This is a genomic window from Rhodococcus sp. 06-235-1A (genome assembly GCF_002258785.1).
Taxonomy (GTDB): Bacteria; Actinomycetota; Actinomycetes; order Mycobacteriales; family Mycobacteriaceae; genus Rhodococcoides.
This window is the reverse complement of record NZ_NOYI01000012.1, coordinates 146,229-172,247: the sequence shown is the minus strand read 5'-3', so window position 1 is coordinate 172,247 and position 26,019 is coordinate 146,229. Positions and strand designations below refer to the sequence as shown.

General features: G+C 63.7%; 27 protein-coding genes and 1 tRNA gene. 17 read left to right on the top strand and 11 right to left on the bottom strand.

What is annotated here, in order from left to right:
- The first annotated feature begins 6 nt into the window (after positions 1 to 6).
- Positions 7 to 1,194, top strand: coding sequence for a DNA polymerase III subunit delta' (locus CH275_RS11245; protein WP_094678082.1), 1,188 nt, complete (start codon positions 7 to 9; stop codon positions 1,192 to 1,194).
- Here CH275_RS11245 and CH275_RS11240 read toward each other — a convergent pair.
- Positions 1,191 to 1,709, bottom strand: a complete 519-nt coding sequence (locus CH275_RS11240) for a CGNR zinc finger domain-containing protein (protein WP_094678080.1) — start codon at positions 1,707 to 1,709, stop codon at positions 1,191 to 1,193. The two genes, CH275_RS11245 and CH275_RS11240, sit on opposite strands and share 4 nt — an antisense overlap.
- 87 nt (positions 1,710 to 1,796) lie before the next feature.
- Between CH275_RS11240 and CH275_RS11235 the strand changes: the two genes are divergently transcribed.
- The 3 genes from CH275_RS11235 (at position 1,797) to CH275_RS11225 (ending at position 3,780) form a co-directional block, all read left to right on the top strand.
- Positions 1,797 to 2,492 (top strand): SDR family oxidoreductase, encoded by a 696-nt coding sequence (locus CH275_RS11235; protein ID WP_094678078.1) that lies wholly within the window; start codon positions 1,797 to 1,799, stop codon positions 2,490 to 2,492.
- Positions 2,493 to 2,558: 66 nt separating this feature from the next.
- A tRNA-Thr gene (locus CH275_RS11230) sits at positions 2,559 to 2,634 on the top strand.
- Positions 2,635 to 2,736: 102 nt separating this feature from the next.
- Positions 2,737 to 3,780, top strand: a complete 1,044-nt coding sequence (locus CH275_RS11225) for an alcohol dehydrogenase family protein (protein ID WP_218828777.1) — start codon at positions 2,737 to 2,739, stop codon at positions 3,778 to 3,780.
- A 33-nt stretch (positions 3,781 to 3,813) separates the two neighbouring features.
- Here CH275_RS11225 and CH275_RS11220 read toward each other — a convergent pair whose 3' ends face one another.
- Positions 3,814 to 4,527 carry a helix-turn-helix domain-containing protein gene (locus tag CH275_RS11220; RefSeq protein ID WP_094678076.1) on the bottom strand — a complete coding sequence of 238 codons (714 nt, stop codon included), beginning with the start codon at positions 4,525 to 4,527 and terminating at the stop codon, positions 3,814 to 3,816.
- Between the two features lie 151 nt (positions 4,528 to 4,678).
- Here CH275_RS11220 and CH275_RS11215 point away from each other — a divergent pair, with 151 nt between their 5' ends.
- The 4 genes from CH275_RS11215 to CH275_RS11200 are packed head-to-tail and all read left to right on the top strand — an operon-like array spanning position 4,679 to position 8,872.
- On the top strand, positions 4,679 to 5,896 hold the full coding sequence (locus CH275_RS11215; RefSeq protein WP_094678074.1) for a CaiB/BaiF CoA transferase family protein: 1,218 nt from the start codon (positions 4,679 to 4,681) through the stop codon (positions 5,894 to 5,896).
- Positions 5,893 to 7,086, top strand: coding sequence for an acyl-CoA dehydrogenase family protein (locus CH275_RS11210; RefSeq protein ID WP_094678072.1), 1,194 nt, complete (start codon positions 5,893 to 5,895; stop codon positions 7,084 to 7,086). The genes CH275_RS11215 and CH275_RS11210 overlap by 4 nt, the downstream gene beginning before the upstream one ends.
- A complete protein-coding gene (locus CH275_RS11205) occupies positions 7,083 to 8,087 on the top strand; it encodes an acyl-CoA dehydrogenase family protein (protein WP_094678070.1) in 1,005 nt (334 codons plus the stop codon). Before CH275_RS11210 ends, CH275_RS11205 begins: the two co-directional genes overlap by 4 nt.
- A complete protein-coding gene (locus CH275_RS11200; RefSeq protein WP_094678068.1) occupies positions 8,084 to 8,872 on the top strand; it encodes an enoyl-CoA hydratase/isomerase family protein in 789 nt (262 codons plus the stop codon). The genes CH275_RS11205 and CH275_RS11200 overlap by 4 nt, the downstream gene beginning before the upstream one ends.
- 19 nt (positions 8,873 to 8,891) lie before the next feature.
- On the opposite strand, the gene CH275_RS11195 is transcribed toward CH275_RS11200, so the two are convergent.
- Together CH275_RS11195 and CH275_RS11190 are read right to left on the bottom strand one after the other, a co-directional pair.
- A complete protein-coding gene (locus CH275_RS11195) occupies positions 8,892 to 9,989 on the bottom strand; it encodes a DNA alkylation repair protein (RefSeq protein ID WP_094678066.1) in 1,098 nt (365 codons plus the stop codon).
- Positions 9,990 to 10,035: 46 nt separating this feature from the next.
- Positions 10,036 to 11,280, bottom strand: coding sequence for an MFS transporter (locus CH275_RS11190; protein WP_094678064.1), 1,245 nt, complete (start codon positions 11,278 to 11,280; stop codon positions 10,036 to 10,038).
- Between the two features lie 112 nt (positions 11,281 to 11,392).
- On the opposite strand from CH275_RS11190, the gene CH275_RS11185 reads away from it, so the two are divergent.
- Both CH275_RS11185 and CH275_RS11180 read left to right on the top strand, forming a co-directional pair.
- Positions 11,393 to 12,301, top strand: coding sequence for a LysR family transcriptional regulator (locus CH275_RS11185; RefSeq protein WP_094678062.1), 909 nt, complete (start codon positions 11,393 to 11,395; stop codon positions 12,299 to 12,301).
- A gap of 49 nt (positions 12,302 to 12,350) precedes the next feature.
- On the top strand, positions 12,351 to 13,442 hold the full coding sequence (locus CH275_RS11180; RefSeq protein ID WP_094678060.1) for a spore photoproduct lyase family protein: 1,092 nt from the start codon (positions 12,351 to 12,353) through the stop codon (positions 13,440 to 13,442).
- A 55-nt stretch (positions 13,443 to 13,497) separates the two neighbouring features.
- Here CH275_RS11180 and CH275_RS11175 read toward each other — a convergent pair whose 3' ends face one another.
- The 3 genes from CH275_RS11175 to CH275_RS11165 form a co-directional block, all read right to left on the bottom strand.
- Positions 13,498 to 14,448: a manganese catalase family protein gene (locus CH275_RS11175; RefSeq protein WP_094678058.1), complete on the bottom strand. Its 951-nt coding sequence runs from the start codon at positions 14,446 to 14,448 to the stop codon at positions 13,498 to 13,500.
- A gap of 195 nt (positions 14,449 to 14,643) precedes the next feature.
- The gene (locus tag CH275_RS11170) at positions 14,644 to 15,693 is read right to left on the bottom strand and encodes a hypothetical protein (protein WP_094678056.1); all 1,050 of its coding nucleotides are present in this window, start codon (positions 15,691 to 15,693) and stop codon (positions 14,644 to 14,646) included.
- A 72-nt stretch (positions 15,694 to 15,765) separates the two neighbouring features.
- Complete coding sequence (locus CH275_RS11165; RefSeq protein WP_094678054.1) at positions 15,766 to 16,134, bottom strand: winged helix-turn-helix transcriptional regulator; 369 nt, start codon at positions 16,132 to 16,134, stop codon at positions 15,766 to 15,768.
- An 82-nt stretch (positions 16,135 to 16,216) separates the two neighbouring features.
- Between CH275_RS11165 and CH275_RS11160 the strand changes: the two genes are divergently transcribed.
- From CH275_RS11160 to CH275_RS11130, 7 genes are all read left to right on the top strand, one after another.
- Positions 16,217 to 16,627: a RidA family protein gene (locus CH275_RS11160; protein WP_094678052.1), complete on the top strand. Its 411-nt coding sequence runs from the start codon at positions 16,217 to 16,219 to the stop codon at positions 16,625 to 16,627.
- 252 nt (positions 16,628 to 16,879) lie between these two features.
- Positions 16,880 to 17,587 (top strand): TetR/AcrR family transcriptional regulator, encoded by a 708-nt coding sequence (locus CH275_RS11155; protein ID WP_094678050.1) that lies wholly within the window; start codon positions 16,880 to 16,882, stop codon positions 17,585 to 17,587.
- The gene (locus CH275_RS11150; RefSeq protein WP_094678048.1) at positions 17,584 to 18,489 is read left to right on the top strand and encodes an alpha/beta fold hydrolase; all 906 of its coding nucleotides are present in this window, start codon (positions 17,584 to 17,586) and stop codon (positions 18,487 to 18,489) included. The genes CH275_RS11155 and CH275_RS11150 overlap by 4 nt, the downstream gene beginning before the upstream one ends.
- A 122-nt stretch (positions 18,490 to 18,611) precedes the next feature.
- On the top strand, positions 18,612 to 19,169 hold the full coding sequence (locus CH275_RS11145) for a dihydrofolate reductase family protein (RefSeq protein ID WP_094678046.1): 558 nt from the start codon (positions 18,612 to 18,614) through the stop codon (positions 19,167 to 19,169).
- A 40-nt stretch (positions 19,170 to 19,209) separates the two neighbouring features.
- Positions 19,210 to 20,424, top strand: a complete 1,215-nt coding sequence (locus CH275_RS11140; protein WP_094678044.1) for an AGE family epimerase/isomerase — start codon at positions 19,210 to 19,212, stop codon at positions 20,422 to 20,424.
- A 78-nt stretch (positions 20,425 to 20,502) separates the two neighbouring features.
- Positions 20,503 to 20,961, top strand: coding sequence for a hypothetical protein (locus CH275_RS11135; protein ID WP_094678042.1), 459 nt, complete (start codon positions 20,503 to 20,505; stop codon positions 20,959 to 20,961).
- A gap of 129 nt (positions 20,962 to 21,090) precedes the next feature.
- Positions 21,091 to 21,984: a LysR family transcriptional regulator gene (locus CH275_RS11130; protein ID WP_094678040.1), complete on the top strand. Its 894-nt coding sequence runs from the start codon at positions 21,091 to 21,093 to the stop codon at positions 21,982 to 21,984.
- Here the strand turns inward: CH275_RS11130 and CH275_RS11125 are convergent, their stop codons facing one another.
- The 4 genes from CH275_RS11125 to CH275_RS11110 form a co-directional block, all read right to left on the bottom strand.
- Positions 21,985 to 22,794 (bottom strand): carbohydrate ABC transporter permease, encoded by an 810-nt coding sequence (locus CH275_RS11125; protein WP_094678038.1) that lies wholly within the window; start codon positions 22,792 to 22,794, stop codon positions 21,985 to 21,987.
- Positions 22,784 to 23,671: a carbohydrate ABC transporter permease gene (locus CH275_RS11120; RefSeq protein ID WP_094678672.1), complete on the bottom strand. Its 888-nt coding sequence runs from the start codon at positions 23,669 to 23,671 to the stop codon at positions 22,784 to 22,786. The genes CH275_RS11125 and CH275_RS11120 overlap by 11 nt, the downstream gene beginning before the upstream one ends.
- Positions 23,672 to 23,742: 71 nt before the next feature.
- On the bottom strand, positions 23,743 to 24,615 hold the full coding sequence (locus tag CH275_RS11115; RefSeq protein ID WP_094678036.1) for a metallophosphoesterase: 873 nt from the start codon (positions 24,613 to 24,615) through the stop codon (positions 23,743 to 23,745).
- On the bottom strand, positions 24,612 to 25,973 hold the full coding sequence (locus CH275_RS11110; protein ID WP_094678034.1) for an ABC transporter substrate-binding protein: 1,362 nt from the start codon (positions 25,971 to 25,973) through the stop codon (positions 24,612 to 24,614). Before CH275_RS11110 ends, CH275_RS11115 begins: the two co-directional genes overlap by 4 nt.
- Between the last annotated feature and the right edge of the window lie 46 nt (positions 25,974 to 26,019).

The window sequence follows — 26,019 nt, the reverse complement described above, 5'->3', positions numbered from 1 at the left end:
GGCGTCATGGCGGGTGTGTTCGATCGGTTGGTCGGTCAGGAAGATGTCGAGGCCGATCTGACGGCTGCCGCGGTTGCTGCTCGTACCGGTGTCGACTCCTCGGCGATGACGCATTCGTGGCTCTTTACCGGCCCTCCCGGATCGGGGCGCTCCGTAGCTGCTCTGTGCTTCGCTGCGGCCCTGCAGTGCACCACCGACGGTGTTCCCGGGTGCGGTCACTGTCAGGCGTGTTCGACGACGATGGCCGGTACCCACGGCGATGTGCGACGCGTCGTCCCCGAGGGCCTGAGCATCAGCACCAAGGAGATGCGCGACATCGTGTCCATCGCCTCGCGTCGGCCGAGCACAGGTCTGTGGCAGGTGGTCGTGGTGGAGGACGCCGACCGGCTCACCGAGGGTGCCGGAAACGTGCTGCTGAAGGTGGTCGAGGAGCCGCCGGCGCGGACGGTGTTCCTGTTGTGCGCTCCGTCGGTCGATCCGCAGGACATCTCGGTGACCCTGCGTTCGCGATGCCGTCATGTCTCGTTGGTGACGCCCACCGTGCCGGCGATCGCCCAGGTGCTGCAGACCCGCGACAAGCTCGACGCCGAGACGGCGGAATGGGCCGCGTCGATCAGTGGCGGTCACGTGGGCAGAGCGCGTCGTCTCGCCACCGACGAGGACGCACGGGCACGTCGTAAACGGGCGCTGGCTCTGGCGTCGGCCGCAGCTCGGCCCAATCAGGCGTACCTCGCGGCCGAGGAGTTGGTGAAGGCCGCCGAGGACGAGGCCAAGGAGATGAGTGCCTCCCGCGACGAGGCCGAGACCGAGGAGCTGCGAACAGCTCTGGGTGCGGGTGGCACCGGAAAGGGTGCGGCTGGTGCGCTGCGTGGCTCGGCCGGGGTGCTCAAGGATCTCGAGAAGCGGCAGAAGTCTCGTGCCACCAGAACCGGTCGCGATTCACTCGATCGCGCGCTGATGGATCTGGTCGGACTGTATCGCGATGCCCTTGCTCGCTCGTACGGATCGACCGCGACAGCGACGCACCCCGACATGGCTGAGCAGGTCGAGCGGATGGCGAAAGCCGTCTCGCCCGAGGCGTTGCTGAAGAGCATCGAGGCGATCCTCGAATGCCGAGAGTCGTTGGCTGTCAACGCGAAACCCAAGTTCGCCATCTACGCGATGGTGGCGACTCTGGGCGACGCGCTGCGTTAGTTCCGCTCCTTCTTGCGCGCCCGTGAGGCCCGCAGGTTGGCAACGTTGCCGCAGGTCTTGACGTCGTGCCAGACCCCACTGTTGTTGCGGGAGCGGTCGTAGAAGGCGGATCCGCACACCTCGTTCTTGCATCGCTTGAGTCGACGCCACGTGTCTGCCTTCTGTGCGAGCAGCACTTCGGACCAGATTTCCGACGCGATCCAGTCGGTCCCGGTCCCGGTCGGTGACAGTCGTACCGTTCCATCGATGTCCGTTACGAGCTCGACTCGGACGGCCGGACGCGCAGCCACATCGCCTGCAATGGCCGCTTCCACGTCGGAACGCAAGGTTCGCAGCGTGACCGCATCGTCGTCCGACAGAGGCATTTCCCAGGTCCTGGACGCTGCCTCACCGTCGGCGATGAGGTCGGGAAGTCCGTACACGTCTATGGCTCGCGTGTTCAACAGATTCTGAACCACCTGCAGACCGTCGGGTGCCGGTGCGAGGTGGAAGCGCTCTGTCGGCGACTGTGACATATGTGAACAGTATTTGACTATGTCGTTCTGGTCAACTAAGACTGACATAGTCAAAAGCATTTAACCTCTGTCGTAAGGATGAGTCCGATGGTGTCGATTCAAGGAGCAACGGTGTTGGTGACCGGCGGTCAGCGCGGTCTGGGTAAGGCGACGGTCGATGCATTGCTCGAGCGTGGTGCGGCGAAGGTCTACGCGACGGCGAGGAGCCCGCGAGAGGACTCGGATCCTCGGGTGGTTCCCGTTGCACTCGATGTCACCGACGCGGATTCCGTTGCCGCACTTGCCGATATCGCATCCGATGTGTCGATCGTCTTCAACAACGCCGGCGCTCCCGGAACGACACCGTTGCTGACGACGTCGATCGATGACGTTCGCGCGGTGTTCGAGACCAATGTCTTCGGCGCGCTGCGAATCGCGCAAGAGTTCGCTCCGATACTGAAGGCAAACGGCGGCGGGGCGTTGGTCGACATTCACTCGGTGCTGTCGTGGCTCGGCGGTGCAGGTGCCTACGGGGCATCGAAGGCGGCGATTTGGTCGGCCACCAACTCTCTCCGGCTCGAGCTCGCACCGCAGGGAACCCTCGTTGTCGGGGTGCATCTCGGGTACACCGACACCGACATGATCGCCGAACTCGACGTCCCGAAGAACGACCCGCGCGACGTGGTGCGCCAGGTGCTCGACGCCGTCGAGGCCGGCGAGACCGAGGTGCTGGCCGACGACGTGACCAGGCACGTCAAGTCGATCCTCAGCGGGCCTGCGGAAGGACTCGGCCTGGCGGGCTGACCGCCAGGGAGGGCGATTTTCGTTTCGACGGGATGCTCCGTTAGACTCACCAACGCCGAAAGGCACGCCGCCTTAGCTCAGTCGGTAGAGCATTTCACTCGTAATGAAAAGGTCAAGAGTTCGATTCTCTTAGGCGGCTCCACCAGCAGGCCCCTGACATGCATCAGCGTGTCGGGGGCCTTTCTGTTGTTCGGTCCAGCTGTGAATCGACCTGTTCGCCGCGTCGGTCCTGCAAGATCAGTTCATGCGAAACAGCAGCACCCGCGGTGAACTGATGACAGCGATCGTCACCACCGGCACCGGTGGATACGACAAGCTCGTCGTGTCCGAGGTGCCCAGACCAGTGCCGGGTCCGGGTGAGGTGCTCGTTCGGGTGTTGGCGGCAGGGATGAACAACACCGAAATCAACACGCGCGTGGGCTGGTACCCCGACGGCGGGTGGAACGACACAACGCCGTTTCCGCTGATTCAGGGCACGGACTGCTGCGGGCTCGTGTGTGCGAGTCCAGGTATCGACGAATCCATCGTCGGTCGCCGGGTCCTGGTGCGATCGTGCATGCGCGTCGACGGCTTCTCGTCGAACGAGACGCGCTGGTTGGGTTCGGACATGGACGGCGCGTTCGCTCAGTTCGTCGTCGTTCCGGCGAGCGAGGTCTTCGTTGTCGATTGTGACTGGACCGACGCAGAGCTGGCGACGATCCCGTGTGCGTACGGCACGGCAGAGAACATGGTCGCTCGCGCGGGAGTGAGTCGAGGGTCGACGGTTCTCATCACCGGTGCCTCGGGTGGAGTCGGTTCTGCCGCAGTGCAACTCGCCGTTCGACGCGGCGCGCGCGTGATCGGCGTCGCGAGCCGAGCCAAACACGATCAGCTCCGCGAACTCGGCGTCGACGAGATCTACGGGCGCGACGCAGATCTGGTGGTCACCCTCGGCAAACACAGCGTCGATGTGGTGATCGACAACGTCGCAGGCGACGGTTTCGGTCCCCTGCTCGACCTCCTCGTTCGTGGAGGGACTTACGTGTCCTCGGGTGCAATCGCGGGACCCGTCGTCGAGCTGGACCTTCGCACGATGTACCTGAACGATCTGACGCTCCTCGGGTGCACGGCGTGGGACGAGGACGTGTTTCCGAACCTCGTGTCGTACATCGAGGCCGGTGAGATTCGTCCGTTGCTGGCCGAATCGTTTCCCCTCGAGCAGATCGCTGCGGCGCAGCAGCGCTTCCTGGAGAAGAACCACGTCGGAAAGTTCGTGCTCGTTCCGCCGGTCATCGTCGACCAGGTCTGACTGGCAGCCCGCGCGAAAGCGTCCGGTACCGACTCACCGACCGAGTTCGTTCTGCAAGCGGCGAGCGGCCGATTCGAGAGCCGGAACTCGACCACGCCGCGGCGCGCGTCGCGCGAACAGAACGAACGCCGAGGTGGCCCGGGCGGTGGGGACTGCGATCGCAGCGATGTCCGGATCGGCGAGTCCGTCGCTGCGGGCCAATCGATCTCGACGAATAGTCGGGAGCTCTCGCTGAAACTGCGCGGCTCCCTCCGGGTCGTCTCCACGTAGTCCGCTCAGGATCCTCTCCCGCACGGGCTCGTCGGCGCGGGCGAGCAGGAGACGTCCCGCAGCGGTACGCAAGGTGGGGCGGGGGCGGTGGTCGTCGGCCACTATCTGGATGTGGTCGGGTGCGCGCGGCCCTGCGTGGTCGAGGTAGTAGATCTCGTGCCCCACGAGAGCGGCGATACCGATCGGTGCCCTGGCCACCTCACTGAGGCGGACGAGCTCGGCATGATCGACCCACGATGCCGTCGCCGATCCGGCGATCATTCCGAGCATGTGCGGGCGGAGGCCGAGGGCATACCGCTTGCCGGTCATCGTCAGGTACCCGAGGACACACAATTCGCGGACGAGGTCCTGCGTCGAACTCACCGGTGCATCGATCGAACGCGCGAGCGCCGACAGGGTGGGTGGTTCGTCGCAGCGCGCGACGTAGTCGAGAATCCGGTCCGTGCGCATCAAGGTCCGATGCCCCTCACTACTCATTCGCCACATCTTACGGATATACGTACACATTCGACGAGGTCCTCGGTGTCGTTCATCGTGGAGTCATGACCCCATCGATTCCGGGCACGAGAACGATGGCGCGTCAACGACACTCGCCACTGAACCGCAACTTCGAGAGGGATGTCGAGCGATGACGAACACGAAAGACAATGCGAAAACCGGCCTCCTCGAAGGAATTCGAGTCGTCGAGTTCGCGAGCGTGATCATGGCACCGTACGCCGGACAACAACTGGGCGATCTCGGAGCCGACGTGATCAAGGTCGAACCGCCGGGCGGAGACATGACCCGATCGATGGGTTCCGCTCGCCACACCGGTATGGCCGGAGCGACTCTCAATCTCAACCGAAACAAGCGAAGCGTCGTCGTCGACGCCAAAGCCACTGGTGGCCGAGAGGCCATGCTGGCTTTGGTCGCCACCGCCGATGTGTTCATCACGAACGTCCGCCCGGACGCCATCGGCCGTCTCGGACTCACCTACGACGACCTTCGTGCCGTCAACCCGAGACTGATCTACGCACGCGGGCAGGGCTTTCGGAGTGACAGCAAGTACGGGAACCACGCAGCCTACGACGACATCGTGCAAGCCGCGTCCGGCCTGGTGGCCCTGAACGAGCAGGTCACGGGACAGCCCTACTTCGTTCCGACCGTGCTGGTCGACAAGATCTGCGGCATGCAGATCGTCTCGTCGGTGTTGGCGGCGTTGGTTTTTCGCGATCGCACCGGAGTGGGGCAGAACATCGAGATCCCGATGGCGGACACGATGCTGGCCTTCAACCTCGTCGAGCACCTCGCCGCAGCGACGTTGGATCCCGAAGCACCGTACGGCTACCGGCGTGCACTCAGTTCGTCCCGCCGGGCACAACGCACAGCCGACGGATCGATGTGCATCCTGCCCTATAACGACCGAAACTGGCGAGACTTCTTCACCTTCGTCGGCCGGACCGATCTCGTCGACGACCCCCGCTTCACTTCGATGTCCCGGCGCGCCGAGAACGCAGACGACCTGTACCGACTGGTCTCGGAACTGACACCGTCGCGAACCTCCGCCGAATGGCAGGAGTTCTGTGACCACGCCAGCATCCCCGCCGCACCGGTCCTCGACCTGAAATCGGCAAGCGAGAGCAACTACGCCGTCGCCGGCGGACTCGTGGTCGATGCCGAGCACCCCACCGAGGGAACCTATCGCCAGGTTGCCGTCCCCGTTCGGTACTCGGCGTACCCCGAGCCGACCATTCGGCCCTGCCCCACGATCGGCGAACACACCGACGAAGTATTCGCCGAAATCGGCTACCGACCACAGCATTCCGGCAGCACACCGGATCTCACCACCACGGGAGCGACATCATGACCACCACCATCGACCGCGAGCGAGACCTCGCGGTGGACGAGCTCGTCCGATTCCCCGACGTCGATCTGCCCGATTCCGCGGTCGACCTACGTCGCCAGGTCCGAGTATTCCTCGACGAGGAACGACGACGCGGAACGGTGATGGGCCGCCCCGACTCGTGGCTGTCGGGTTGGGACCGCGGCTTCAGCGAGCGGCTCGCGGGGCGAGGCTGGGTGGGCATGGCTCTACCCACGCGCTACGGCGGCAGTGGGGCCGGGCCGATCGCACGGTACGTCGTCATCGAGGAGCTGTTGGCGGCAGGCGCACCCGTCTCCGCCCACTGGGTGTCCGATCGTCAGGCGGGTATCTCGATCCTCGGCCACGGCACCGACGAACAGCGGGAGACCTTCCTCCCCGCCATCGCAGCGGGTAGATGCTTCTTCTCGATCGGAATGAGCGAAAGCGAGAGCGGGTCCGACCTCGCGTCGGTACAGACCCGAGCCGACGAAGTGGACGGCGGTTGGAAGATGAACGGCACCAAGATGTGGACCGGTGGTGCTCACCTCAACGATTACGCCATAGTTCTGGCCCGCACCTCCGACCACGAGAACCGGCACGACGGACTCACGCAGTTCCTGGTCGACCTGCGCGCTCCGGGAGTTCGAGTCGAGGGCATCGAGTTGCTGACCGGTGAGCACCGCTTCAATGCCGTGCACCTCGAGGACGTCTTCGTCCCCGACAACCGCGTCCTGGGCAACGAAGGAGACGGTTGGAAACAGGTGACCGGCGAGCTTGCGTTCGAGCGCAGCGGACCCGAACGATTCCTCTCGACCTTGCCGGTATTGGAATCACTGCTCGGTGTTCTTGCCGCGCAGTCCAACACGGATCACCAGCTGGCGGTGGTCGGAACTCTCACGGCTCGTCTGGTCGCATTGCGCGCACTCTCGCTCGGCGTCGCGTCGGCGTTGCAGGCGGGTGAGTCTCCGGACGTGCAAGCGGCGATGGTCAAAGACCTCGGCACCCGCTTCGAAGGCGATCTCGTCGAGCAGGTTCGCGAGATCTCCCCGGTGGCTCCTGCCATCTCGGCGACGATCGGTACCCACCCCGAACTGCTCGCCTTCGCCCTCCTCCACACACCCGGATACACCCTGCGCGGTGGAACGAACGAGATTCTGCGCGGGATCATCACGAAAGAGGTCACCGCACGATGAGCGCCACGACAATCATTGGAGACCGTGTTCGCAATGCCACCGAACCCCGTGCGCGAGACGTCGACGTAGTGTTCGCGGCCGGTTATTCCGCGACTGCCGCACCGATCGGTGAATCCGTCCTCGTGGTCGGACCGCTACTGCGCTCGGCCGGTCATGCAGTCGTAGAGGTTAATTCGACGATTGCTGTCGCAGATTCGACGTCCCTCGTGGTGCGTTACACCCATGCGAACGCCGAATCGACGGTAGGACCTCTCGGTGCGGAGGGCGTCGGCTCCGCGATCACCGTGACCGGCACGGTCGCCCGAGTTTCGTTCGCGAGCACCGCAGATGCGGTGGTGGTCCTGGTCGACACCCCGAGCGGTCCCGCCGTCTTCGTTGCTCCAGACGAGGTCCGCATACTCGACACCGAAACCGACCTGGCCGGAAATCCGTTGTCCACCCTCGTGTTCGACGGCGTGGAGATCGCGTCTCCGGTTCCGGTCTCGCGCGAGTTGGCCACCGACGTCCGGCTTCGTCTGGCGCTGGTGCACGCCGCGCTGATCGCCGGGGCGGCGCAACGGTGCGCGGAGATGACGGTGGCCCACACGTCGACCCGTAAGCAGTTCGGCCGCACGCTCGATCACTTCCAGGCAGTCAAGCAGAACGAAGCTCTCCTCCTTCAGGAGGTGGCATTGGTGCGTGGGGTGGTTCGAGTCGCCCTGCGGCATCTCGATGCTGCCGGGTCCGGGCCGTTGTCGGCGGCGGGCCGGACAGCCGTCACCGCCGCGGTGGTTCAAGCCGCTGTGTCGGCCGGAGAGATAGCCCGACTGTCGCATCAACTGCACGGCGCAATCGGGTTCACCGAGTTGAGCGACCTACATCTGTACACAACGCGGCTGTGGGCGTCACGCGACGCCATCGGCAGGGGTTGGGCTTCTCGACTGGGCACCTCGGCGATAGCCGCGGGTGCCGACGGTGTGTGGAACCTCGTCACCGCATCCACCGAAGGACTGAACCGATGAGTATCGACGGGATCCGGATCGGCACACGCGACCACGTTGGCTGGATCGAGCTCGATCGACCAGCGAAGAAGAACGCGTTCACTCCGGAGATGCTGCGCGAGTGGGGATCTGCATATCGCAGGTTCGAGGCCGACCCCGACGTCAGGGTCGTTGCCGTGACCGGAACCGGTGACGCGTTCTGCTCCGGAGCGGACCTGGGATCGCTGGCCCGGGGTACGTCGTCGCCTCTGGAAAGTCGGCGCATGATGACCGAGTACGTCCAGCCTGTGGCGCTGGCCGCCGACGATCTGACCAAGCCGCTGATCATCGGCCTCAACGGTGTTGCTGTCGGTGCCGGCCTCGACATGGCGCTGGCCGGTGACTACCGTTTGGCCGCCGACACCGCTCGGTTCTCCGAGGGCTACATTCGCGTCGGGTTGGTACCCGGTGACGGTGGGTGCCACTACCTCCCTCCGATCATCGGACGGTCGCGCGCGCTGCACATGCTGTGGACCGGCGAATTCATCGATGCTGCAACGGCTTCGAGTTGGGGCCTCGTGGACGAAGTGCATCCGTTCGAGAATCTACGGTCGGCCCTGGAGGCGACGGTGGCGCGGCTCGCCGCGCAGCCACCGGTGGCCGTTCAACTCATCAAACGCGCAGTACGCGCCGGCGCTCACGGCGACCTGCGCCTGTCGCTCGACCTGATCGCATCTCACCAGGCCGTCGTGCAGTCCACGAAGGATTCGGCCGAAGCGATGGCCGCGTTCACCGAGCATCGGAAGCCGCACTTCGAAGGTCGGTGAACGGCACGGTGTCCTGCCGCTAGCTCACGACCTGGAAGGTCGCGCGACCGTAACTCACACCGTTGATCTGGAGCTCGATCGCGTGTGGGCCGGGGTAGTACTTGCGTGTGGTCAATGTCCTGAAGGAATGTCGCCGACGAACGTCGAGGCTGGCACTGGGCGCGATCGTTGTCGTCTTCAGTTTGAACGTCTTTCCTTTCACCCCACCGTTGGCCTTCGTGTGGTGAACGATGTAGTCGATCACCACCTTTGCGGGTTCGAGGCCGAGGTTGCGGATCGATGCGCTGAATTCCACGCTGTCGCCTACGTGCACCTCCGCGACGTCGAGGGCCGGGCCTGTCACGTCCAGATCGGCCGGAGCGAACCCCAGGAGAGCAAGCGCTTCGGTGTTTCCGTTCTTGATCACCGTTCGCAACGCATGTCGTACGAGCCGGTCGGTGTTCGCATCCGGGGCTTCGAGCCACCGCGCAGCGGTTTGGACGACTATGTTCGGGACGTCCCGGCTGAAGTCGTTGAGGTGGTTGGCAACCGAACGCCGAACGTAGTCACTGTCGTCTCGGTAGAGCCGGTCCAGAATCGCCACCGTGACTCCTGGCCGCTCGAGAATCTCGGGGACTCGCACCGCCCACGGCAGGTACGGGCGGGTGCCTTCCGACGCCAGGCGTCGCACGTGTTCGTCCGATGACTGCGTCCATTCGAGCGCGATGGCGAGAGAGCGATCCAGATCGGCTCGGAGGAAAGTGCGGATGGCGAATTCCGAGCTGAGCCGGCCGGTGAGTTCGGCGAGCAACGACATCCCGTCGTCGAACGCGCCCTTGGTCTTCGCCTCGACGGCCTTCGATGCAACAGCACTCGTGACGGGCCAGATCAACCATCCTCGGAAGTCCGGATCCGGGGCTGCCCGTCGGATGGTGCGGGCGAACTCGACGTAGGTGCCCGGCAATCCCGTCAGAAGCGCATCGCACAGTAGATCGGCGCGCGCTCGAAGCGCGAGTGGCCCCAAGAGACCTGCCGCGGCATCGAGTAACGAGAGATCAGCGCTCGGTGCGGCGGTGCGAACGGTCCGAAACAGCGCGCGAGCGGTGTCCGGTCCGATGAGTTCGTCGGCAAAGGGCATGAGGAGTTCTTACCCGACACCCCTCGTCTCGACATCGCTGCCCTGATCAGCGAGTTGCCGATGCGCGTCGGGCCAGCAGTGTCACTCCTGTCAGGAGTATGAGCACGATGGCCGCAAGTCCGGTCATGGCCGTGGTGGCGGACATCGAGAGGGTGGCGATTCCGATTCCCACGGCTGGGATGCCGAGTCCCAGGTAGGAGATCAGGAACAGTCCGGCCAGGGCTGCGCTTCGTTCGGCCGGCGCTGCCATCCCGGCGACTGCTCCCACTGCGGCCTTGAACAGCACACCGGCACCGATTCCGGCAATCACTCCGCCGATCAGGAATGTCGGCAGGCTCAGCGTGTACATGCCGGTGACCAGTGCGATGAGGCCGAGGGCCTCGGCCGCGATGCCCAGCGCGAGCTTGGTCGAACCCGACATGCGGCTGGTCAGGGTCTGCGCCACGGCTGCTGTTCCGAACACCGCGAAGACGGTCGCACCGCTGAGTAGGCGAGACGGGTGATCGAGGGTCCCTGCAACGAATCCCGGTGCTACCGAAGTGAATACGCCGAACACCGCGAACGATGCGAAGCCCGCGGCAGCCGCGGCGAAGTAGCCCGCGCGTTCACCGTGATCGGCGCTGATCCTCTGTGGACGGTAAGCGGGCCGTGCCGTCGATTCGGCCACTGTCTCCGGGACCAGTGTGACTCCGACCACGGCGATGACGAGCAGGACCGCGAACACGGCGTACGAGGTGTGCAGCGGAGCAGCCACGAACTGGGCCAGGAACCCGGATACCAACGGCCCTACCCCGAGCCCGCCGATGTTCGCTGCTGTGGAGACCTTCTCGAACCGCTGGCCGGAGGCAGTCGGCCGGTGCGTCGAATGCAGCTCGTGCAGGTAGGCCGTGGCGGTCGCTGTGAGTGCTCCGACGCCGAGTCCGGTGATGAGCCGCGCAACGAGTAGTAAGGGGAGTGCTGTCCCGCTGAGGAACATCACAGCCGCCACCAGTTCGAGCAGCAACGCTGCGATCAGAACCTTCTTTCGGCCGACCCAATCCGAGACATGTCCGGCCAGAATCAAACTGACGATCACGCCGACGGCATAGGCAGCGAACACGATGGTGACCATGAATGTCGAGAAGCCGTCGCGCAGCTGATAGAGCGGATACAGCGGACTGGGCACGGTGGAGAAAGCCATGGCCGTGAGGAATGCCGCCGCAACCACCCAGAAACCGATGCCGTGGCGACGAGCCGAGGTTGCATCCGAGGTCTGCGTCTGCGGTGTGAGAGTCAGGGTGCCGTGGGACATGTCGTTCTCCGATGTCGGTGGTGATCGTTCGGATACGACTTTCCTCGGAACCTACGATCACGTCCAACGAGAAAAACAGCTCACAACTATCTGTATATGCGATTATCGACCGATGGAGCTCAGGCACCTCGAGTACTTCGTCGCGGTCAGCGAAGAGCAGAACTTCACGCGCGCGGCTGCACGCCTGCACATCGTGCAATCGGCAGTATCGGCGGCGATCAAATCGCTCGAACGTGAGCTGGGTGCCTCGCTCCTGGATCGCAACTCCAAACGGGTACTGCTCACCGAGGCCGGGCGCGCTCTGCTGCCACGCGCGCGGGTGGTTCTCGATGCCGCGCGAGATGCCCGTGATGTGGTCGACGAAGTGCGAGGAGGATTGCGCGGAACGGTGCGAATCGGGACGCTGACGGCTATCGGCCTGATCGATCTTCCTGGCCTGCTGGGGGAGTATCACCGCCGATTCCCCCACGTTCAATTGTTCACCGGCGCAGCATCATCGGGGACGCAAGGTCTGGTAGAATCCGTCGCCGACGGTCGGCTCGACCTTGCGTTCGTTTCCGATTCGGGCCGCAGTCCGGTGGGGGTCGACGTGCGCGAGCTCGCCTCGTCCGTCTTGGATCTCGCCCTTCCCCTCGATCATCCGTTGGCACGACGAAAGTCGTTGACGCTGGACGACATCGCCGAGTTCGACTTCATCGACTCGCCGGTGGGCTTCGGTAATCGGGCGGTGGCGGACCGCGCTTTCGCCGCAGCAGGCCTGCGACGCAGGGTGGCCATCGAGATCACCGATATTTCCACCGGCGTCGACTACGTGCGTAACGGGTTGGGAATCGCGCTCCTGCCCAGTTTCGTCCTCACCGGCACCGGCACCGGCACCGGCACCGGCACCGGCAGTGTGCGCGTGAAGACCATCGTGGGAGCCGACCTGAAGTGGCCCCTCGCCGTTGCCACTCCGACGGGCCGGACGCACAGTGCTGCGGTGCGAGCTCTGCTGGGTGTGATCGACGAATATTTGCTCTGAGCTGCGGTGATCGGGAAGGTTCTGGGGTCCCCTGACGTTGATACCAGTAATGAACGATCTTCTGTCTGCCCCCACCCGACTCTGGACGCCCTCTCGCGTCCTGGTCACGCGATCCGCGTCGGAACTTCCCCACACCGCGGAAATTCTTCGGCGATGCGAAGCGGCCGGAGTGACCGAGATCGACGTTCTGCCGGGGGATCGCCTGACCGGCCTGCGCGGTGAGACCGAACGCGAGACCTACGCACGAGCCAAGACGACGATGGCAGTGGTGGTAGCACCGCCGAGTGTGCTGAAGCCGCAACCGATTCCGCCGAGCGCCGATTGGCGGATCGATCTGGCCAAAGGGTGCCCGGCGCATTGTCAGTACTGCTATCTGGCAGGGTCGCTGTCCGGGCCACCGATCACTCGGGTGTTCGCCAACATCGACGACGTCCTGGCCGGTATCGGCACTCACGCCGGCCGCGGCACCATCACCTCGGGAACCGAGGAGCGTGGACACGAGGGCACCACTTTCGAACTGTCCTGCTACACAGATCCTCTGGGGATCGAGCATGTGACGGGATCGCTCGCCGAGGCCGTCCGCAGGGTGGGTGCAGGAACCTACGGCGATAATGTGTCGCTGCGTTTCACCACCAAGTTCGACGACGTCACCGAGTTGGTCACGATCGATCACCGGCGTCGCACCCGGGTTCGCTTATCGGTCAACGCCGATGACATTGCCCATCGATTCGAGGGCGGGACCGCGCGGATGCCTGCACGCATACAGGCGTTGCGGCAATTGGCGCTCGCCGGCTATCGAGTCGGTCTCACCATCGCACCGATCATGCCCATTCCGGACTGGCGCGAACAATATGGTCGACTGCTTGCGAACGTCGCCGACGCGGTGCGCGACGTCCCCGATCTCGACCTCACTGCCGAGATCATCACCCATCGATTCACGCCGTCCAGCAAGGACGTGCTGTTGAGCTGGTATCCGGGGACGAAACTCGAGATGGACGAAAGTGCCCGCACGGCAAAGAGAAACAAGTTCGGCGGGGTGAAGTATGTCTACCCCAAGGACGTCATGTCGGAGATGCGGACATGGTTCGTGGAAGAACTCGAGTCCGTGCTCCCTGACGCGCAGCTTCTCTACTGGACGTGAAGATGCCCGGCCTCCACCGTCGTGCGGTAGAGGTCGGGCTGCGAAAGGGGAAGATTTACTTCATCTTTCCGAACGTGGCGTCGATGTCTGCCATCTCCATTTCGGCGGTCTGCTGAATCAGCTTCATGAGGTCGGTATCGAGTCCGGGAGCGAACTCCTCGAGCCGTTCCGGTGAAATTTCCATCGGAACACCTTCGGGTGCCTGTTCGCTCGCATCGAGATCGGTGCCGTCCTTCGACGGGGACATGCCCTGGAAGATACGGCCGGCCTCGGATGCGCCGGTCAGATCGAAGCTGTACTGCTTGCTCTGCAACCCGAGTTCGACCAACTTCTGAACCTCCGGAAACTTCTCGGCGTTGGTCTTGGGGATCGGCAGCGTCTTCTTCCAGTCGACACCCAGCGTCTCGAGGGCCTTCGCGTAGCCGTTCTCGTGTGCCTGGTCGCGCACGATCAGATACGAAATGGTCGATCGCGCAGCCTTGTTGGCCGTCATCTCGTACATGCGGCACTTCTGCAGGCGGCCGGTCGACTCGAGCATCAGGTTGTACATCAGGTCGAGGACCAGGTTGCCGGAGTTGTAGACGTAGCTACCGCTCCACGGGTTGCCGACCGAGTCCACGGGTAGCGCGCCCTGAGCACCGACGAGGTAGTGGTGGATATTGCCCTGCGACAGTGCGAGATTCAGCGGGGTTGCTCCGCCGGCGCCGGGTGTGTCGAGAGGGTCGCTCAGCTTCCCCTGGTACTCCGGCGAGCCGTCGAGCAGACGAGAGATGGTGGTGCCGATGAGTTCGACGTGGCTGATCTCCTCGGTTCCGATTCCCTGGATGAGGTCCCGATACGGTTTCGCGGCCGCGCCGCGGAAGTTCATGGCCTGAAACAGATACTGCATCATCGTTCGCATCTCGCCGAACTGTCCTCCGAGCCCTTCCTGGAGGGCGTTCGCGGCGGCGGGATCGGGCTCGTCGGTGGCGATATCGTGAATGAGTGACTGAACGTGCAGGTACATAAGAACCTCCGAATCGCGACCAGCAGAGTTGCTGCGCTCACGTAGTGGGTGCCCTGTATGTCTGCACTCGAACCCTGGGCCCCCCTCTGCATAGCCGTCGACCAGGCGATCTACCGCTTGCTTCGGGCCCGGTACATCGAACCGACGGTCGGCCGGCGAGGTGTGGGACTGCAGCGCAGCACAATGCTGAGGCATTCACTCCGGGTGCCATCGTTCGTCGTCTCTGTCGTATTCGGTTGCATCATCGATGATGTGAACGGCATCGGGGTTCAGCCAATAGGTCTCGTCCGGACTCCAGCCGGCCAGCACCGAGGCGCTCTCGATGTGCCGAACCCGTACCGGTAGGGCCATTCCCGATGTTGTGAGGTATCCGATCACGCTCAGGTGCGCAGCGTCGTAGTCCTCGCCCACTGCGGACCAGTCCGGCATGTGCCAGTGACCGGCGCGCCCGGTCGTGCTGAACCAGTCATGCCTTTTCGATGCGCTGACGTCGAGCGGGTACTGCTCGACGAGTCGGGTCCAGTCCGCAGGTGAGTGGATTTCGTAGATGCGCGTGTGCGGTCTCGGCTGCGCTTGCCGCACACGCGCTCGCGTCGAACCGAGCGAGTCCTCGCGGAGGTCGAGTTCGACGGCCGGCAATTCGGCGACCATCCGGGTGGTGCTCGCGCACCCACTGTTCGCCGGACTCGACCACCAGCGACCGGTCACTGCGGCCGCTGGGTCGGCCGGGCGATCCCTCAGTGCACGGTGTTCTTCGGCGATCATCTGTCGACGCCACGACGGCCATATCGACGTCCCTCGATCGCCGAATCTTGCGTCCCAACCTCCGAGTGTTCCGTGATACCACTGAACGGCTCTCTGCGTGAGGAGTTCGGTAGCGCTCATCCACCAGGTGGCGTGTGGTGAATCCATGACTGCCCGTGCGATGCGTTCGAGCGTGTCGTCGAGTGCTGGTGCCCTGAGCGCTTCGTCGACCTCGTCGGGCGGTTGCCAGTAGCGCGCGCTGTTCACTGTTTGTTCGAGCGCGATCAGTAAGTCGGCGTGCGTCAGTGATACGAGCTTGGAGGAAGGGATCGCGTTCACGACGTGGATGAGCAGAGCGCGTTCTGCATGAACGTCTTTCGAGAAAGAGGCCGCCGTCATCAGCGCGTTCCATACCGAATCCGTCGCGTCGGCACACAGAGCGACCTCGGCGCAGAATCGTCTACCCCGTGGTGCCGCGACGAGACGAGCTGCGAGATCCATGTCCTTCACAGTGCCACGGACTCGCGCGAGAGCAACTTATTTTCTCCACTGGATCGGCAGCCATCGGTGCCGTCATAGGGCATCGAATCGAGCTCGTGCGCTGTCGATTTCGTCCATGTGTGCGGTTGCCCAGGCCAGCAGCACATCGACGGGATCTCGAAGCGTCTTGCCCAGCGGTGTAATTCGGTACTCCACCGCCACCGGGCGGGTGCTCAGAACCGTGCGTTCGATGATTCCGTTGCGTTCGAGTTTTCTCAGTGTTGCGGTCAGTGATTTCTGCGTCACCGTCGGAATCGAGCGGCGGAGGTCGTTGAACCGGCAGGGGCGCTCGCACAGTTCGTTCAGTACTTGCAGCGACCATTTGTCGAGCACCTGGTCCAGCAGCTCCCGATGTGGGGCAGCGATACTCGGTTCTGCATTGCCCTCGGCGGTATCGGTCATGAAACCTGGTTCCCTTGAAGTGTCCTCTGTGTACCAAGTATCAAGGTTATACCTGCAAATTGACCACGACGAAGGGACCTTCATGAGCGTCACTCGATTCACCCCGGCCGGATTGATGCAACCGACCCCGTATCACCACGTAGCGGTGGGGCAGGGATCCAGGCATATCCACGTCAGCGGTCAGATCGGACGCCACGAGGACGGATCGGCGATTGCGGCGAACGACCTCGCCGGACAGGTCGCCCAGGCGCTCCGCAATACCGCTATCGGATTGACCGGTGCCGGCGCGACATTCGATGACGTACTGCGGTTGACGTTCTATGTCACGCACTGGGCTCCCGAGCGGATCGGTGAGTTCATGGACGGCGTCACCCGCGTCGCCGACGAGATCGGGCTGCCCACACCGATGCCACCCGCATCGCTGATCGGCGTGGACTACTTGTTCGAACCCGACGTCCTCGTCGAGGTCGAGGCAACGGCCATTCTGGACTGAAACCGCGGATAGGCCGGTGACTTCTCGGCGGTGCAGAGGTCGACGTCGGTCGCAGTAGAGCCACCGGACTTGACGGAATCTCGGATCAGTTGTTCGGTGCGATCCTCTGAACCGGCAGGCACTGCCACCCCTTCCGGATTCCTCGACGTAGCGTTCGCTGCACCTGCGTCCACGTGAACTCACCTCCCGTGGTTCGCGAAAACGCACAACGGTTGGCGACCGTTGCGACTGATTGCTGATACGATACGGCACGTGCCGTATCGAAAGTCTCTCGACAACCACGAGGTCCCGGAGGGCCGCTCCGGTCGTCCGCGGGACGATCGGCGTGAGTCCGAAATCCTCCGGGTCGTCAACGCCCTACTGGGCGAGGTGGGGTACGACGGGGTCACTTTCGAGGGCGTGGCGCGCCGGGCAGGAGCCTCGAAATCGACGCTGTACCGACGCTGGAAAACCAAGCGGGAGATGGTGATTGCGGCTATCAAGGCTGGACCCGCCTCCCGCGGAGCTTCGGATGTCGTTGATACCGGCACTCTGCGCGGTGATGTGCTCGTTCTCTGCAGGCGTCTGGTGCGGACCATGGCGGACGCCGACGGGTCGATGCCTCTCCTGCTGTTGCAAGCAGGACTGGAGGATCCCGAACTGTGCGATGAGATCGAGAGGTCCGTGGGTCCGACCGGTGCCCGTCTTCCCGATGCTGTCATCGCAGCCGCCGTCGAGCGCGGCGAACTCCTCGAAGGAACCGATCCGTTCCCCTTCGACGAGGTCGTCGGTTCCGTCATCTTGCTTCGTCGGCTCAATGGATTGGACCTCGACGACTGCTATCTCGAAGCGCTGGTCGATTCGGTCGTCCTTCCGGCTCTGCGCGCAAGTGCCGTTCACACCGACGAACTACCGCCGGGGATATTCTCCGGACACCCAGACCGCTCGTCAGACCTCCCGGAAGTGAAGGAGCCACAATGAATTCGCTGACCATGGACGATTTCCGGTACCGGATGGTCCCGGTGGACGAGAACGTGGAGTTGAGCGTGGCTGTTGCCGGGGCCGGGCCGGCTCTGGTTCTGCTGCACGGCTTTCCGCAGACCCACTACATGTGGCGACACGTAGCGCGCGAGCTCGTGTCGCGGCACACCGTCATCGTGCCGGATCTCCGCGGGTACGGTGCGAGTGCGAAGCCGGCCGAACTTGATTCGGCAACGTACTCGAAGCGGACGATGGCGCGGGATATCGTGCGGGTTGCGGAGTCGCTCGGATTCGATCGTTTCGGGCTGGTGGGACATGATCGCGGTGCGCTCGTCGGAGTCCGAGCAGGACTCGATCATCCGTCTGCAGTGCTGTATCTCGGCATCCTGGATGTTCTCCCCACCGCAGACAGTTGGGATGTGCTGCGAGGGGTCGATGCAAAGGTGGCTTGGCACATGTACCTCATGGCTCAACCCTCGGGATTGCCGGAGAAGATGATCAAGGCTGTCGCTCCCGAGTTCTTCGGTTCGTTCCTCGACGCGTGGGACCCCAATGGTTCGACCTTTGCGCCTGCTGTTCGGCAGCACTACATCGAGAGCTCGGTCGACGCAGTGGATTCCATCGTCGCCGATTACAGGGCCACTGCGGGAACCGATCTCGCCATGGATCTACAGGACCGCGCCGACGGATCGCGACTGACCATGCCGGTGGGAGTGATCTCGCAGGACTGGGGTTCGCAACTGGGCTTCGACGCGGCGTCGCTGTGGGGTGCCTGGGCGTCGGATCTGACATACGAACCGATCGACGCCGGCCATTTCATGGCAGAGGAGAAGCCGACAGAGATCGCGGGCTTCGTCTCCCGATTGGCCGAGCGCGCCGGGGTTTCGTCGGCACAGCCGTAGCGCGCCGACCGGTACCGTAACGATGGCAATCTTGAACCGAACATCCCCGACATCGGGTCCGTCCGATGAATTACGCACTCCGGTCAGGTCGATACATACGACCGACTGACACAAGGAGTGACATGGCCATTCTGACCTACAACATGCACGTTTCTCTCGACGGCTTCATCGAGAATGCCGCAGGCAGTCTCGACTTCTCGATGCCCGACGAAGAGTCTCATCGATTCTCGAACCGGCAGACGGAGGCCACTGCTGCCTTTCTCTTCGGGCGTCGGCTGTACGACGCCATGGAGGAGTACTGGACCGACCCGGCACGCGCCGACGGCGACGAAGTGGAGGCCGAGTTCGCCGAGCTGTACAAGGCCACGCCGCGGATAGTTTTCTCCGATACGCTCGACTCCGTGGCCGATGGGTGTCGGCTGGTGCGCAGTTCCGATGCCGTCGCGGAGGTCCGACGTCTGAAGCGAGAGACCGAGGGCACGCTGGCCGTCGGAGGGGCCGCACTGGCCGAGTCGCTCGTCGACGAGATCGATCAGTTCGAGGTGATCCTCCTGCCGACCATTCTGGGTGGCGGAAAGCCATACTTCCCGGTTGGACACCACCTCGACCTGGCGCTCGAGGAACAACGTGTGTTCCAGGCTTCCGGCTGGGTCTACTTGCGCTACAGCGTCTCTCGTTGACTGTCGCCGAGTGCGTTCGCGTCGGGCGCACAATGAACACATGACCTCCGAAGATCGGCGTAGTTGGCTGACACTGCCCACGCATCAGTTGTGGCTCGACACCGAATCGTCTCGCCTTCTCGATTTCGGAACCACACTCGACCACCCCGCAGGTGGCGCGGTGTGGCTGGACGACCGCGGTAACCCTGACCTCGATCACCCGGCGCATACGTACATCACCGCTCGCATGGCACATGTGCACTTTCTCGCGTCGTTACTGGGTCGGCCGGGGTCCCGACGGCAGGCCGATCGGGTGTTCGACGGACTTCTGACGTCGTTGCGAGACAGTACGAACGGCGGTTGGTTCGAGTCCAGCTCCGACGCGACCTCGCCCGACGCTGTCAAGAACGCGTACACGCATGCGTTCGTGGTGCTGGCCGCTTCGGCTGCCGCCGCCGCGGGGCACCCCGATGGTCGCGGTCTTCTCGACGAAGCCCTCGACATCGTGGCCGCACGTTTTTGGGACGAGAACTACGGAATGTGTGCGGACACATGGACTGCCGACTGGACCGAAGTCGACGACTACCGCGGAATCAACGCCAACATGCACATGGTCGAAGCGCTGTTGGCTGCCGTCGATGCGGGTGCGCCCACGATCTGGTGTGAACGAGCAGTACGCATCTGCGACAACGTGTGCACGTGGGCTGCGGCCAACGACTGGCGCATTCCGGAACACTTCTCTGCAGAGTGGATCCCGCACCTCGAGTACAACAGCGACGACCCCGCCAACCAGTTCAAGCCCTATGGAGCCACCGTCGGCCACGGATTCGAGTGGGCACGACTTCTGTTGCAGGCGAGTCTCGTTGCGGCCAGACCGGACTACGTCGATGCCGCCAAGTCTCTCTACGACCGCGCTGCTGTCGACGGTTGGCAGCCCGGACCAACCCCCGGCTTCGTCTACACGACCGACTGGGCAGGGCAGCCGGTCGTCACGGGTCGTCTGCACTGGGTGCTGTGCGAGGCGATCGGCGCAGCCGCGACTCTCGCGCGCGTCACGGAAGAAGAGCGCTACGAGACCGACTATCGAACGTGGTGGGACGTTGCCGCCGAGTACTTCATCGACCGCGTCGACGGCTCCTGGCATCACGAACTCGATTCCGACAACGTGCCGGCCGCGACGGTGTGGAGCGGCAAACCCGATCTCTATCACGCCGTTCAAGCGACGTGGATCAGTCGATACGAGCTTTGCTTTAGTCTCCTGGCCTCATTCGGATAGCCTCTGGCCGCACGCGCTTGCGTCAGATCAGGGTGTTCCCGGATATTCGTCAGCGTCGTATCGGACCACTATGGAGTCATGGCTCGAATACTGCGTCCACCTGCCGCGCATCGCACGGTCGCGTACTTTCTGGCACTGTCGAGCGCCGTCTTTGCAGCCGTGCACGTAGCGTGGGCAGCCGGTTGGCGCGGCGGTGTTCCAGCGGAGATCGCGCCCATCGGCGAACGGCCGGTGTTCCTTGCCTACGACCTCGTCGCGACCGCGATCATTGCCATCGGAGCGGGGCTGTTCGCTTGGTTCGGAACCGGTATCGAATCGACCGTGTGGCATCGGCGTGTGACGTCGGCGATGTCGGTCGGATCGTGCTTGGCATTGGCTCGCGGTGTCCCCGCGTCGATGCTCGATGTCGTCACGCTCCTACGAGGTGATCAGGTGCAGGCAGTCGGGATCGTTGCCGACTTGTGGTTCTGTGTAGTCGGCGCCGGTGGATTCGTGATCGCCAGCTCAGCGCGCAGGCGGCGGTCGACGCGCAGTTAGAACGCGCTGTCGAGAAGTGCACCATCGCTACGTCTCGACCGAGAATGCATCAGCTGGACGTCCGGTGTTCAGATTTTGTTTTGTGGGCTCTATACCCTGGCGAGATCATCCCATCTCGAAGGGCAGATCATGGAGCTCCGGCATTTGACAGCGTTCATAGCCCTCTCCGAGGAACTGCATTTCGGACGCGCTGCTGCGCGCCTGCACCTCACCCAACCGTCGCTCAGCGCGCAACTGCAGAAGCTCGAGAAGTCGGTGGGGGTGACGTTGGTCGCAAGGACTTCTCACGAGGTGACGCTGACGCGGGCGGGGCGGGAATTCGAGAGTCAGGCGCGCCTCATCGTCCGGCAGATGGACACGGCGGCAAAGGTCACCAGGGCGATCGCGACGGGCGCAGAACGCTCGTTGAACGTCGGCTACAACCTGCCCGCAAGTCGGCACGTGTTACCCGACGCTCTGTCTCGGATGAGTCGTGATCACTCCGATGTCGTGGTGTCGTTGTGGGAGAAGCGAACCGGTCCTCAGCTCGCAGCTCTGAACGACGGCACCCTCGATGTCGCGTTCGTGTACGGCCGACCCGGCTCACCGGAGTTTCGACACCGTCGGGTGCTTCGGGGAGTGCCGCTCGTGGCCGTGGTCGGTCGGGCGCACAGCTGGGCCGGGCGCTCCGGAGTTCCATTCGCGGAGCTGGCAAGTCAATCCTGCGTCTTGTTCGACCGGGAGCAGTGCCCGGCGATGTACGACTCCATATTCGCGGCCGCAGCCGACAACCGCATCGGACTCCATGTAGCCCAGACCGCCGATGACCCAGGCGCGACGGCTCACGTGGTCTCGGTGAAGCCATTTGTCGGGTTCGCGTCGTGGTCACGGGCGACCTCGGCGGGAATGGGAGCAGTTGGAGCCAACACCGTGGCCGTCAAGCTGTTCGACCCCGTTCCGACAATCGATCTCTATCTCGTCTGGCGAGGAAACGAGTCGAACCCCGCAGTCGACGCGTTCGTGCGCTGTATCGAAGCGGCCTGATCATTTCAGGCCCGACCTGACGAACGCGTCGACTATGTGCCTCTGCAATACGACATAGAGCAGGAACACCGGCAGGCACGCCATTCCTGCGACCGCCATCATCGGTCCCCAGTCGGTGCCTTCGGTGCCCATGAAGCTACGCAAACCCAGTTGCAGGACGGCGTTGCTTCGCTGCAATACCACTGCAGGCCAGAAGTATTCGTTCCAGGAGTTGATGAACAGTAGGATCGACAGAGCTGCGAGCGCAGGCCTGAGGTTGGGGACCACCACCGTCCAGAGGATCGACCACGACGAACGCCCGTCCATCCGAGCTGCCGAGATCAGCTCCTTCGGGAAGCTTGCCATGTGTTGCCGAAGCAGCAGCACCGCCAACGCGGAGCAGAGCGTGGGTACGACGACGCCGGCAAGCGTGTTGATCAGCCCCAGCTGATACAGCAGAACGTAGTTCGGCAACATCGTCACCTGGAACGGAACAAGCCACGTGCCGACGAACGCGAGGTACAGCACCTTCTGGAACCTGAACGTGTACATCGCGAAGGCGTACGACGCCAGCAGAGCGATCAGCAACTGTGCCGTCGACGACGCGAGCGCGACGGCGAACGTGTTGCCCAGCAGCCCGAACAGATCCACCTTGTCGGCTGCGTCCGAGTAATTGGCCAGGGAGAGAGGCCATGGAACGGGAGACAGCGAGTAGACGTCCTCGGGTCGGCGCAACGACGTCGCGAACAACCAGTAGATCGGGAACGCGCACCCGAGCGCAGTGATGCCGAGTATCAGGTGCCCGCGTAGGCGACCGAGATCAATCGTCATGGAATGCAACCCTTTCCGACAGCCAGACGAGTCCACCGGCCAGCGCGCCGAATCCGAGGAACAGCACGATCCCCGCTGCGGCGCTCAATCCGGCGTCGAACGTACGGAAGCCGTAGTCCCACAGCAGGTAGTAGATGTTGGTCGTCGACCGTGACGGACCACCCTGGGTCAGGGTGTCGATGAGTGGAAATGTCCACTGCGCACTGAGCAGAACCGTCATCAGGGTGAGGAATACCAACGTCGGAGACAGCAACGGCAGTACGATCCACCTATCAATCTGCCACTTCGACGCGCCGTCCATCTCCGCTGCCTCCTGATAGGAGGTGTCCACACCGGCCATCCCGGCCGACACTACGAGGACCGCGAAGCCCAGGAAATGCCAACCGGTGATCACGATGATGACGAACGGCGCGGTGTCGGCGTCCTGAATCCAATTTCGATCGGATCCGATGATGCGGTTGACGATGCCGGCACCGGGATCGAGCAACCATTGCCAGACGGCAGCGCCGGCGACGGGTGCGATGAGGAACGGCGCGAAGACGATGCTTTGGTACACCACCCGGGCGCGGCCGTTCACGTGTCGGGTGGCGAACGCGATGACAACCGGTAGGACGATCGAGAAGGGTAGCAGTCCGACGATCAGAATGACTGTGCGCCAGAGGGAATCGCCGACCTCGGGCAGTTCGAGCAACCGTCGATAGTTGTCGGTACCGACCGGCACCATCGGGGTGGTCGGTAGCAGATTCCACGAATACGTCGACAGCTGCGCCGCCTGCACCAGTGGCCGGTACGTCCACACGATCAACAGGGCCACGGCGGGCGTCAGATACAGATACGGTTGCGTCGACCGCGCCACACGCCGCCATCGACCGGGCAGGTTTTGCTGCTCCGTATCCGCGTCGACCACGAGCTCGCGCGGTCGATCCTCGACGGTGACGAACACTTTCGTCACCCGGCCCGGCGCGAGAGATCCGCCAGCTTGGCGAGTACCGACTGCCGTGACTCGTCGTAGACCACGGCAGCAGGTGTCGCCTCGACAGCGGTTGCGGTGAAGCCCGATTCGAGAAGATCGATCCTGGTGAAGCCGAAACCGGCAAGGCCACGGTGCCGCCCCAGTGGAGGAGCGGGGTCGACGCGATACGACATCGCGGGACCGACCCACACCGGAACGCCGCCGATGGACCCCGCGCCGGTGTGGTGCGCGTGGCCGCAGAGAACCATCTGCACATCCGAGCCTGAAATCGCGCGCTCGAGGTCATCAGGGTTTTGCAGCCTCAGATAGTCGACCGTCGTCACCGGCGACGAGATCGGCGGATGATGCAGCACCAGAATCGTGCCACGGGGAGATGGAGTTGCCAATACCTCAGCAAGCCAGCGCAGTTGGGGTGTCTCTATCCGGCCGTCATGTCGTCCCGGTGTCGAGCTGTCGAGGACGACGATGCGTACGCCGGAGACGAGACGAACCGAGTCGAATGTGCGATCCGAATCCGAACCCCCGTCGGCGAGCAACTCACGACCGAACGCTGCCCGATCGTCGTGATTGCCCATCGCGTACATCGTTGCTGCACCGAGTGATTCGGCTACCGGTTCGACAGCGTCGCGCAGTCGGCGATACGCGGCGGGATCACCGTCGTCCGCAAGGTCGCCCGAGAAGACGAGCGCGTCGACCCGTTGCCCGGAGGCGACGAGCAGGTCGAGAACCGACGTCAGATTCGCGAAGGTGTCGACACTTCCGTGTACCGACTCGCCCTCGGCACGCAGGTGGGTGTCGGTGAGCTGCACCAACGTGAAGTGCCCGTCGATCGGTCGTTCCTCCGTCATGACGCGGGGAGAAGGGTCGTGGCCTGCTCACGGGCGGCAGTCAATGTCGCAGCCGGGTCCGCGCCCTGGTAGACGATCGATTCGACGGCGTCCATCATGCCGTCTCTGATCTGTAGATAGTCGTTGCCGGGCATCGATATCCACGGCTCCATCGTCGCCAGCTGCGTCAGGTTGGGGCCGATCAACGGGCTGGATTCGGCCCAGTCCTTCAACCCATCGGGATCGTCGATGAGGCCCGTGCGCAAGGGCAGGTAGCCGATTCCCTTCGAGATCGCTGTGTAGGACTCCTCACTGGTGAGGAACTCGATCAGCTCCCACGATGCACGTTGCTTCGCGGGGTCGGCGGCGAAGGTGAACAGCGATGCCCCGGAGTTGGTCGGTACCACTGGCTTGGAACCGAACGACGGCATCGTGGTGGCGCGCAGGTCCCACTTGTCCGTTGCGCCTTTGACGAACGTGCCTTGAATTGCGCTGGTTTCCAGGATCATTCCCATGTCGCCGCGTGCAAAAGCCTCGTAGCCCTGTTGTTGGCTGAGCTTCGGGGTAGCTCCGGAATCGACAAGGCTGCGAGCCATCGTGGTCGCTTCGACGGCGTCCTCTCCGTCGAACTCGAGCGTCGACCGGTCCTGTGAGATCACCCGGCCGCCGTTGGATCGAACGAGGCTCTGGAAGCACCAGTCCTTGGCCGACTTGGTGAGGCAATCCAGGTACACCCCGCCCTTGCCGGTCTTCGACGCGATGGCCGACGCCGCGGACGCCACCTCGTCCCAGGTGGTGGGCGGATCGGCTGGATCGAGGCCGGCCTGCTCGAACAATGTTGCGTTGTAATAGAAGACAGGAGTCGAGAAGACAAACGGCACTCCGTAGGTCTCGCCGTCCCAGTCGGCGAGGACGCGCGCGGTAGGAGCGTAGGGGTGGCGCGCGCCGTCGAAGTTGCGCTGTACCTCCTCCCTGCCGACGAGATCGTCGAGCGACTTCGCCCCCAACTGGTCGATGGTGAAGTCGAGGTCGCTGAAGCCGAGCTGAGCCACGTCAGGAGCGGCGCCGGCGACCATCTGGCTCTGGATGCTCGACACCGTGTCGGTGGCCGGATTGGGGCTGTTGCCCTGCGGCTTCTGGGCGGTGACGGTGATGTTGGGATGTTGCTTCTCGAACTCGGCGATCAGGGCGTCGAAGGTGTCCGTCCACGCACCGGCCAGTCCGTAGTTGTAGCTCTCGAAGACGATGGATACCGATTGATCCGGTGCGAGTTCCGGGATCGGCGTCGATCCTGCGGTCGAGGTGGATGCGGTGGTGCTGCCCAGCCCGCCACATGCGGTCGACAGCAGAGCGCTCACGACGAGTGCTCCCGATCCCATGAGTATGCGTTTCACTGTCGGTACTCCATTCGATAGCGGGGGATGG

Bases quoted from the DNA above. Each gene is read 5' to 3' on its own strand.
- CH275_RS11245 (WP_094678082.1), top strand. From the start codon at position 7: ATGGCGGGTGTGTTCGATCGGTTGGTCGGTCAGGAAGATGTCGAGGCC.
- CH275_RS11240 (WP_094678080.1), bottom strand. From the start codon at position 1,709: ATGTCACAGTCGCCGACAGAGCGCTTCCACCTCGCACCGGCACCCGAC.
- CH275_RS11235 (WP_094678078.1), top strand. From the start codon at position 1,797: ATGGTGTCGATTCAAGGAGCAACGGTGTTGGTGACCGGCGGTCAGCGC.
- CH275_RS11225 (WP_218828777.1), top strand. From the start codon at position 2,737: ATGCGAAACAGCAGCACCCGCGGTGAACTGATGACAGCGATCGTCACC.
- CH275_RS11220 (WP_094678076.1), bottom strand. From the start codon at position 4,527: ATGAGTAGTGAGGGGCATCGGACCTTGATGCGCACGGACCGGATTCTC.
- CH275_RS11215 (WP_094678074.1), top strand. From the start codon at position 4,679: ATGACGAACACGAAAGACAATGCGAAAACCGGCCTCCTCGAAGGAATT.
- CH275_RS11210 (WP_094678072.1), top strand. From the start codon at position 5,893: ATGACCACCACCATCGACCGCGAGCGAGACCTCGCGGTGGACGAGCTC.
- CH275_RS11205 (WP_094678070.1), top strand. From the start codon at position 7,083: ATGAGCGCCACGACAATCATTGGAGACCGTGTTCGCAATGCCACCGAA.
- CH275_RS11200 (WP_094678068.1), top strand. From the start codon at position 8,084: ATGAGTATCGACGGGATCCGGATCGGCACACGCGACCACGTTGGCTGG.
- CH275_RS11195 (WP_094678066.1), bottom strand. From the start codon at position 9,989: ATGCCCTTTGCCGACGAACTCATCGGACCGGACACCGCTCGCGCGCTG.
- CH275_RS11190 (WP_094678064.1), bottom strand. From the start codon at position 11,280: ATGTCCCACGGCACCCTGACTCTCACACCGCAGACGCAGACCTCGGAT.
- CH275_RS11185 (WP_094678062.1), top strand. From the start codon at position 11,393: ATGGAGCTCAGGCACCTCGAGTACTTCGTCGCGGTCAGCGAAGAGCAG.
- CH275_RS11180 (WP_094678060.1), top strand. From the start codon at position 12,351: ATGAACGATCTTCTGTCTGCCCCCACCCGACTCTGGACGCCCTCTCGC.
- CH275_RS11175 (WP_094678058.1), bottom strand. From the start codon at position 14,448: ATGTACCTGCACGTTCAGTCACTCATTCACGATATCGCCACCGACGAG.
- CH275_RS11170 (WP_094678056.1), bottom strand. From the start codon at position 15,693: ATGGATCTCGCAGCTCGTCTCGTCGCGGCACCACGGGGTAGACGATTC.
- CH275_RS11165 (WP_094678054.1), bottom strand. From the start codon at position 16,134: ATGACCGATACCGCCGAGGGCAATGCAGAACCGAGTATCGCTGCCCCA.
- CH275_RS11160 (WP_094678052.1), top strand. From the start codon at position 16,217: ATGAGCGTCACTCGATTCACCCCGGCCGGATTGATGCAACCGACCCCG.
- CH275_RS11150 (WP_094678048.1), top strand. From the start codon at position 17,584: ATGAATTCGCTGACCATGGACGATTTCCGGTACCGGATGGTCCCGGTG.
- CH275_RS11145 (WP_094678046.1), top strand. From the start codon at position 18,612: ATGGCCATTCTGACCTACAACATGCACGTTTCTCTCGACGGCTTCATC.
- CH275_RS11140 (WP_094678044.1), top strand. From the start codon at position 19,210: ATGACCTCCGAAGATCGGCGTAGTTGGCTGACACTGCCCACGCATCAG.
- CH275_RS11135 (WP_094678042.1), top strand. From the start codon at position 20,503: ATGGCTCGAATACTGCGTCCACCTGCCGCGCATCGCACGGTCGCGTAC.
- CH275_RS11130 (WP_094678040.1), top strand. From the start codon at position 21,091: ATGGAGCTCCGGCATTTGACAGCGTTCATAGCCCTCTCCGAGGAACTG.
- CH275_RS11125 (WP_094678038.1), bottom strand. From the start codon at position 22,794: ATGACGATTGATCTCGGTCGCCTACGCGGGCACCTGATACTCGGCATC.
- CH275_RS11115 (WP_094678036.1), bottom strand. From the start codon at position 24,615: ATGACGGAGGAACGACCGATCGACGGGCACTTCACGTTGGTGCAGCTC.
- CH275_RS11110 (WP_094678034.1), bottom strand. From the start codon at position 25,973: ATGGGATCGGGAGCACTCGTCGTGAGCGCTCTGCTGTCGACCGCATGT.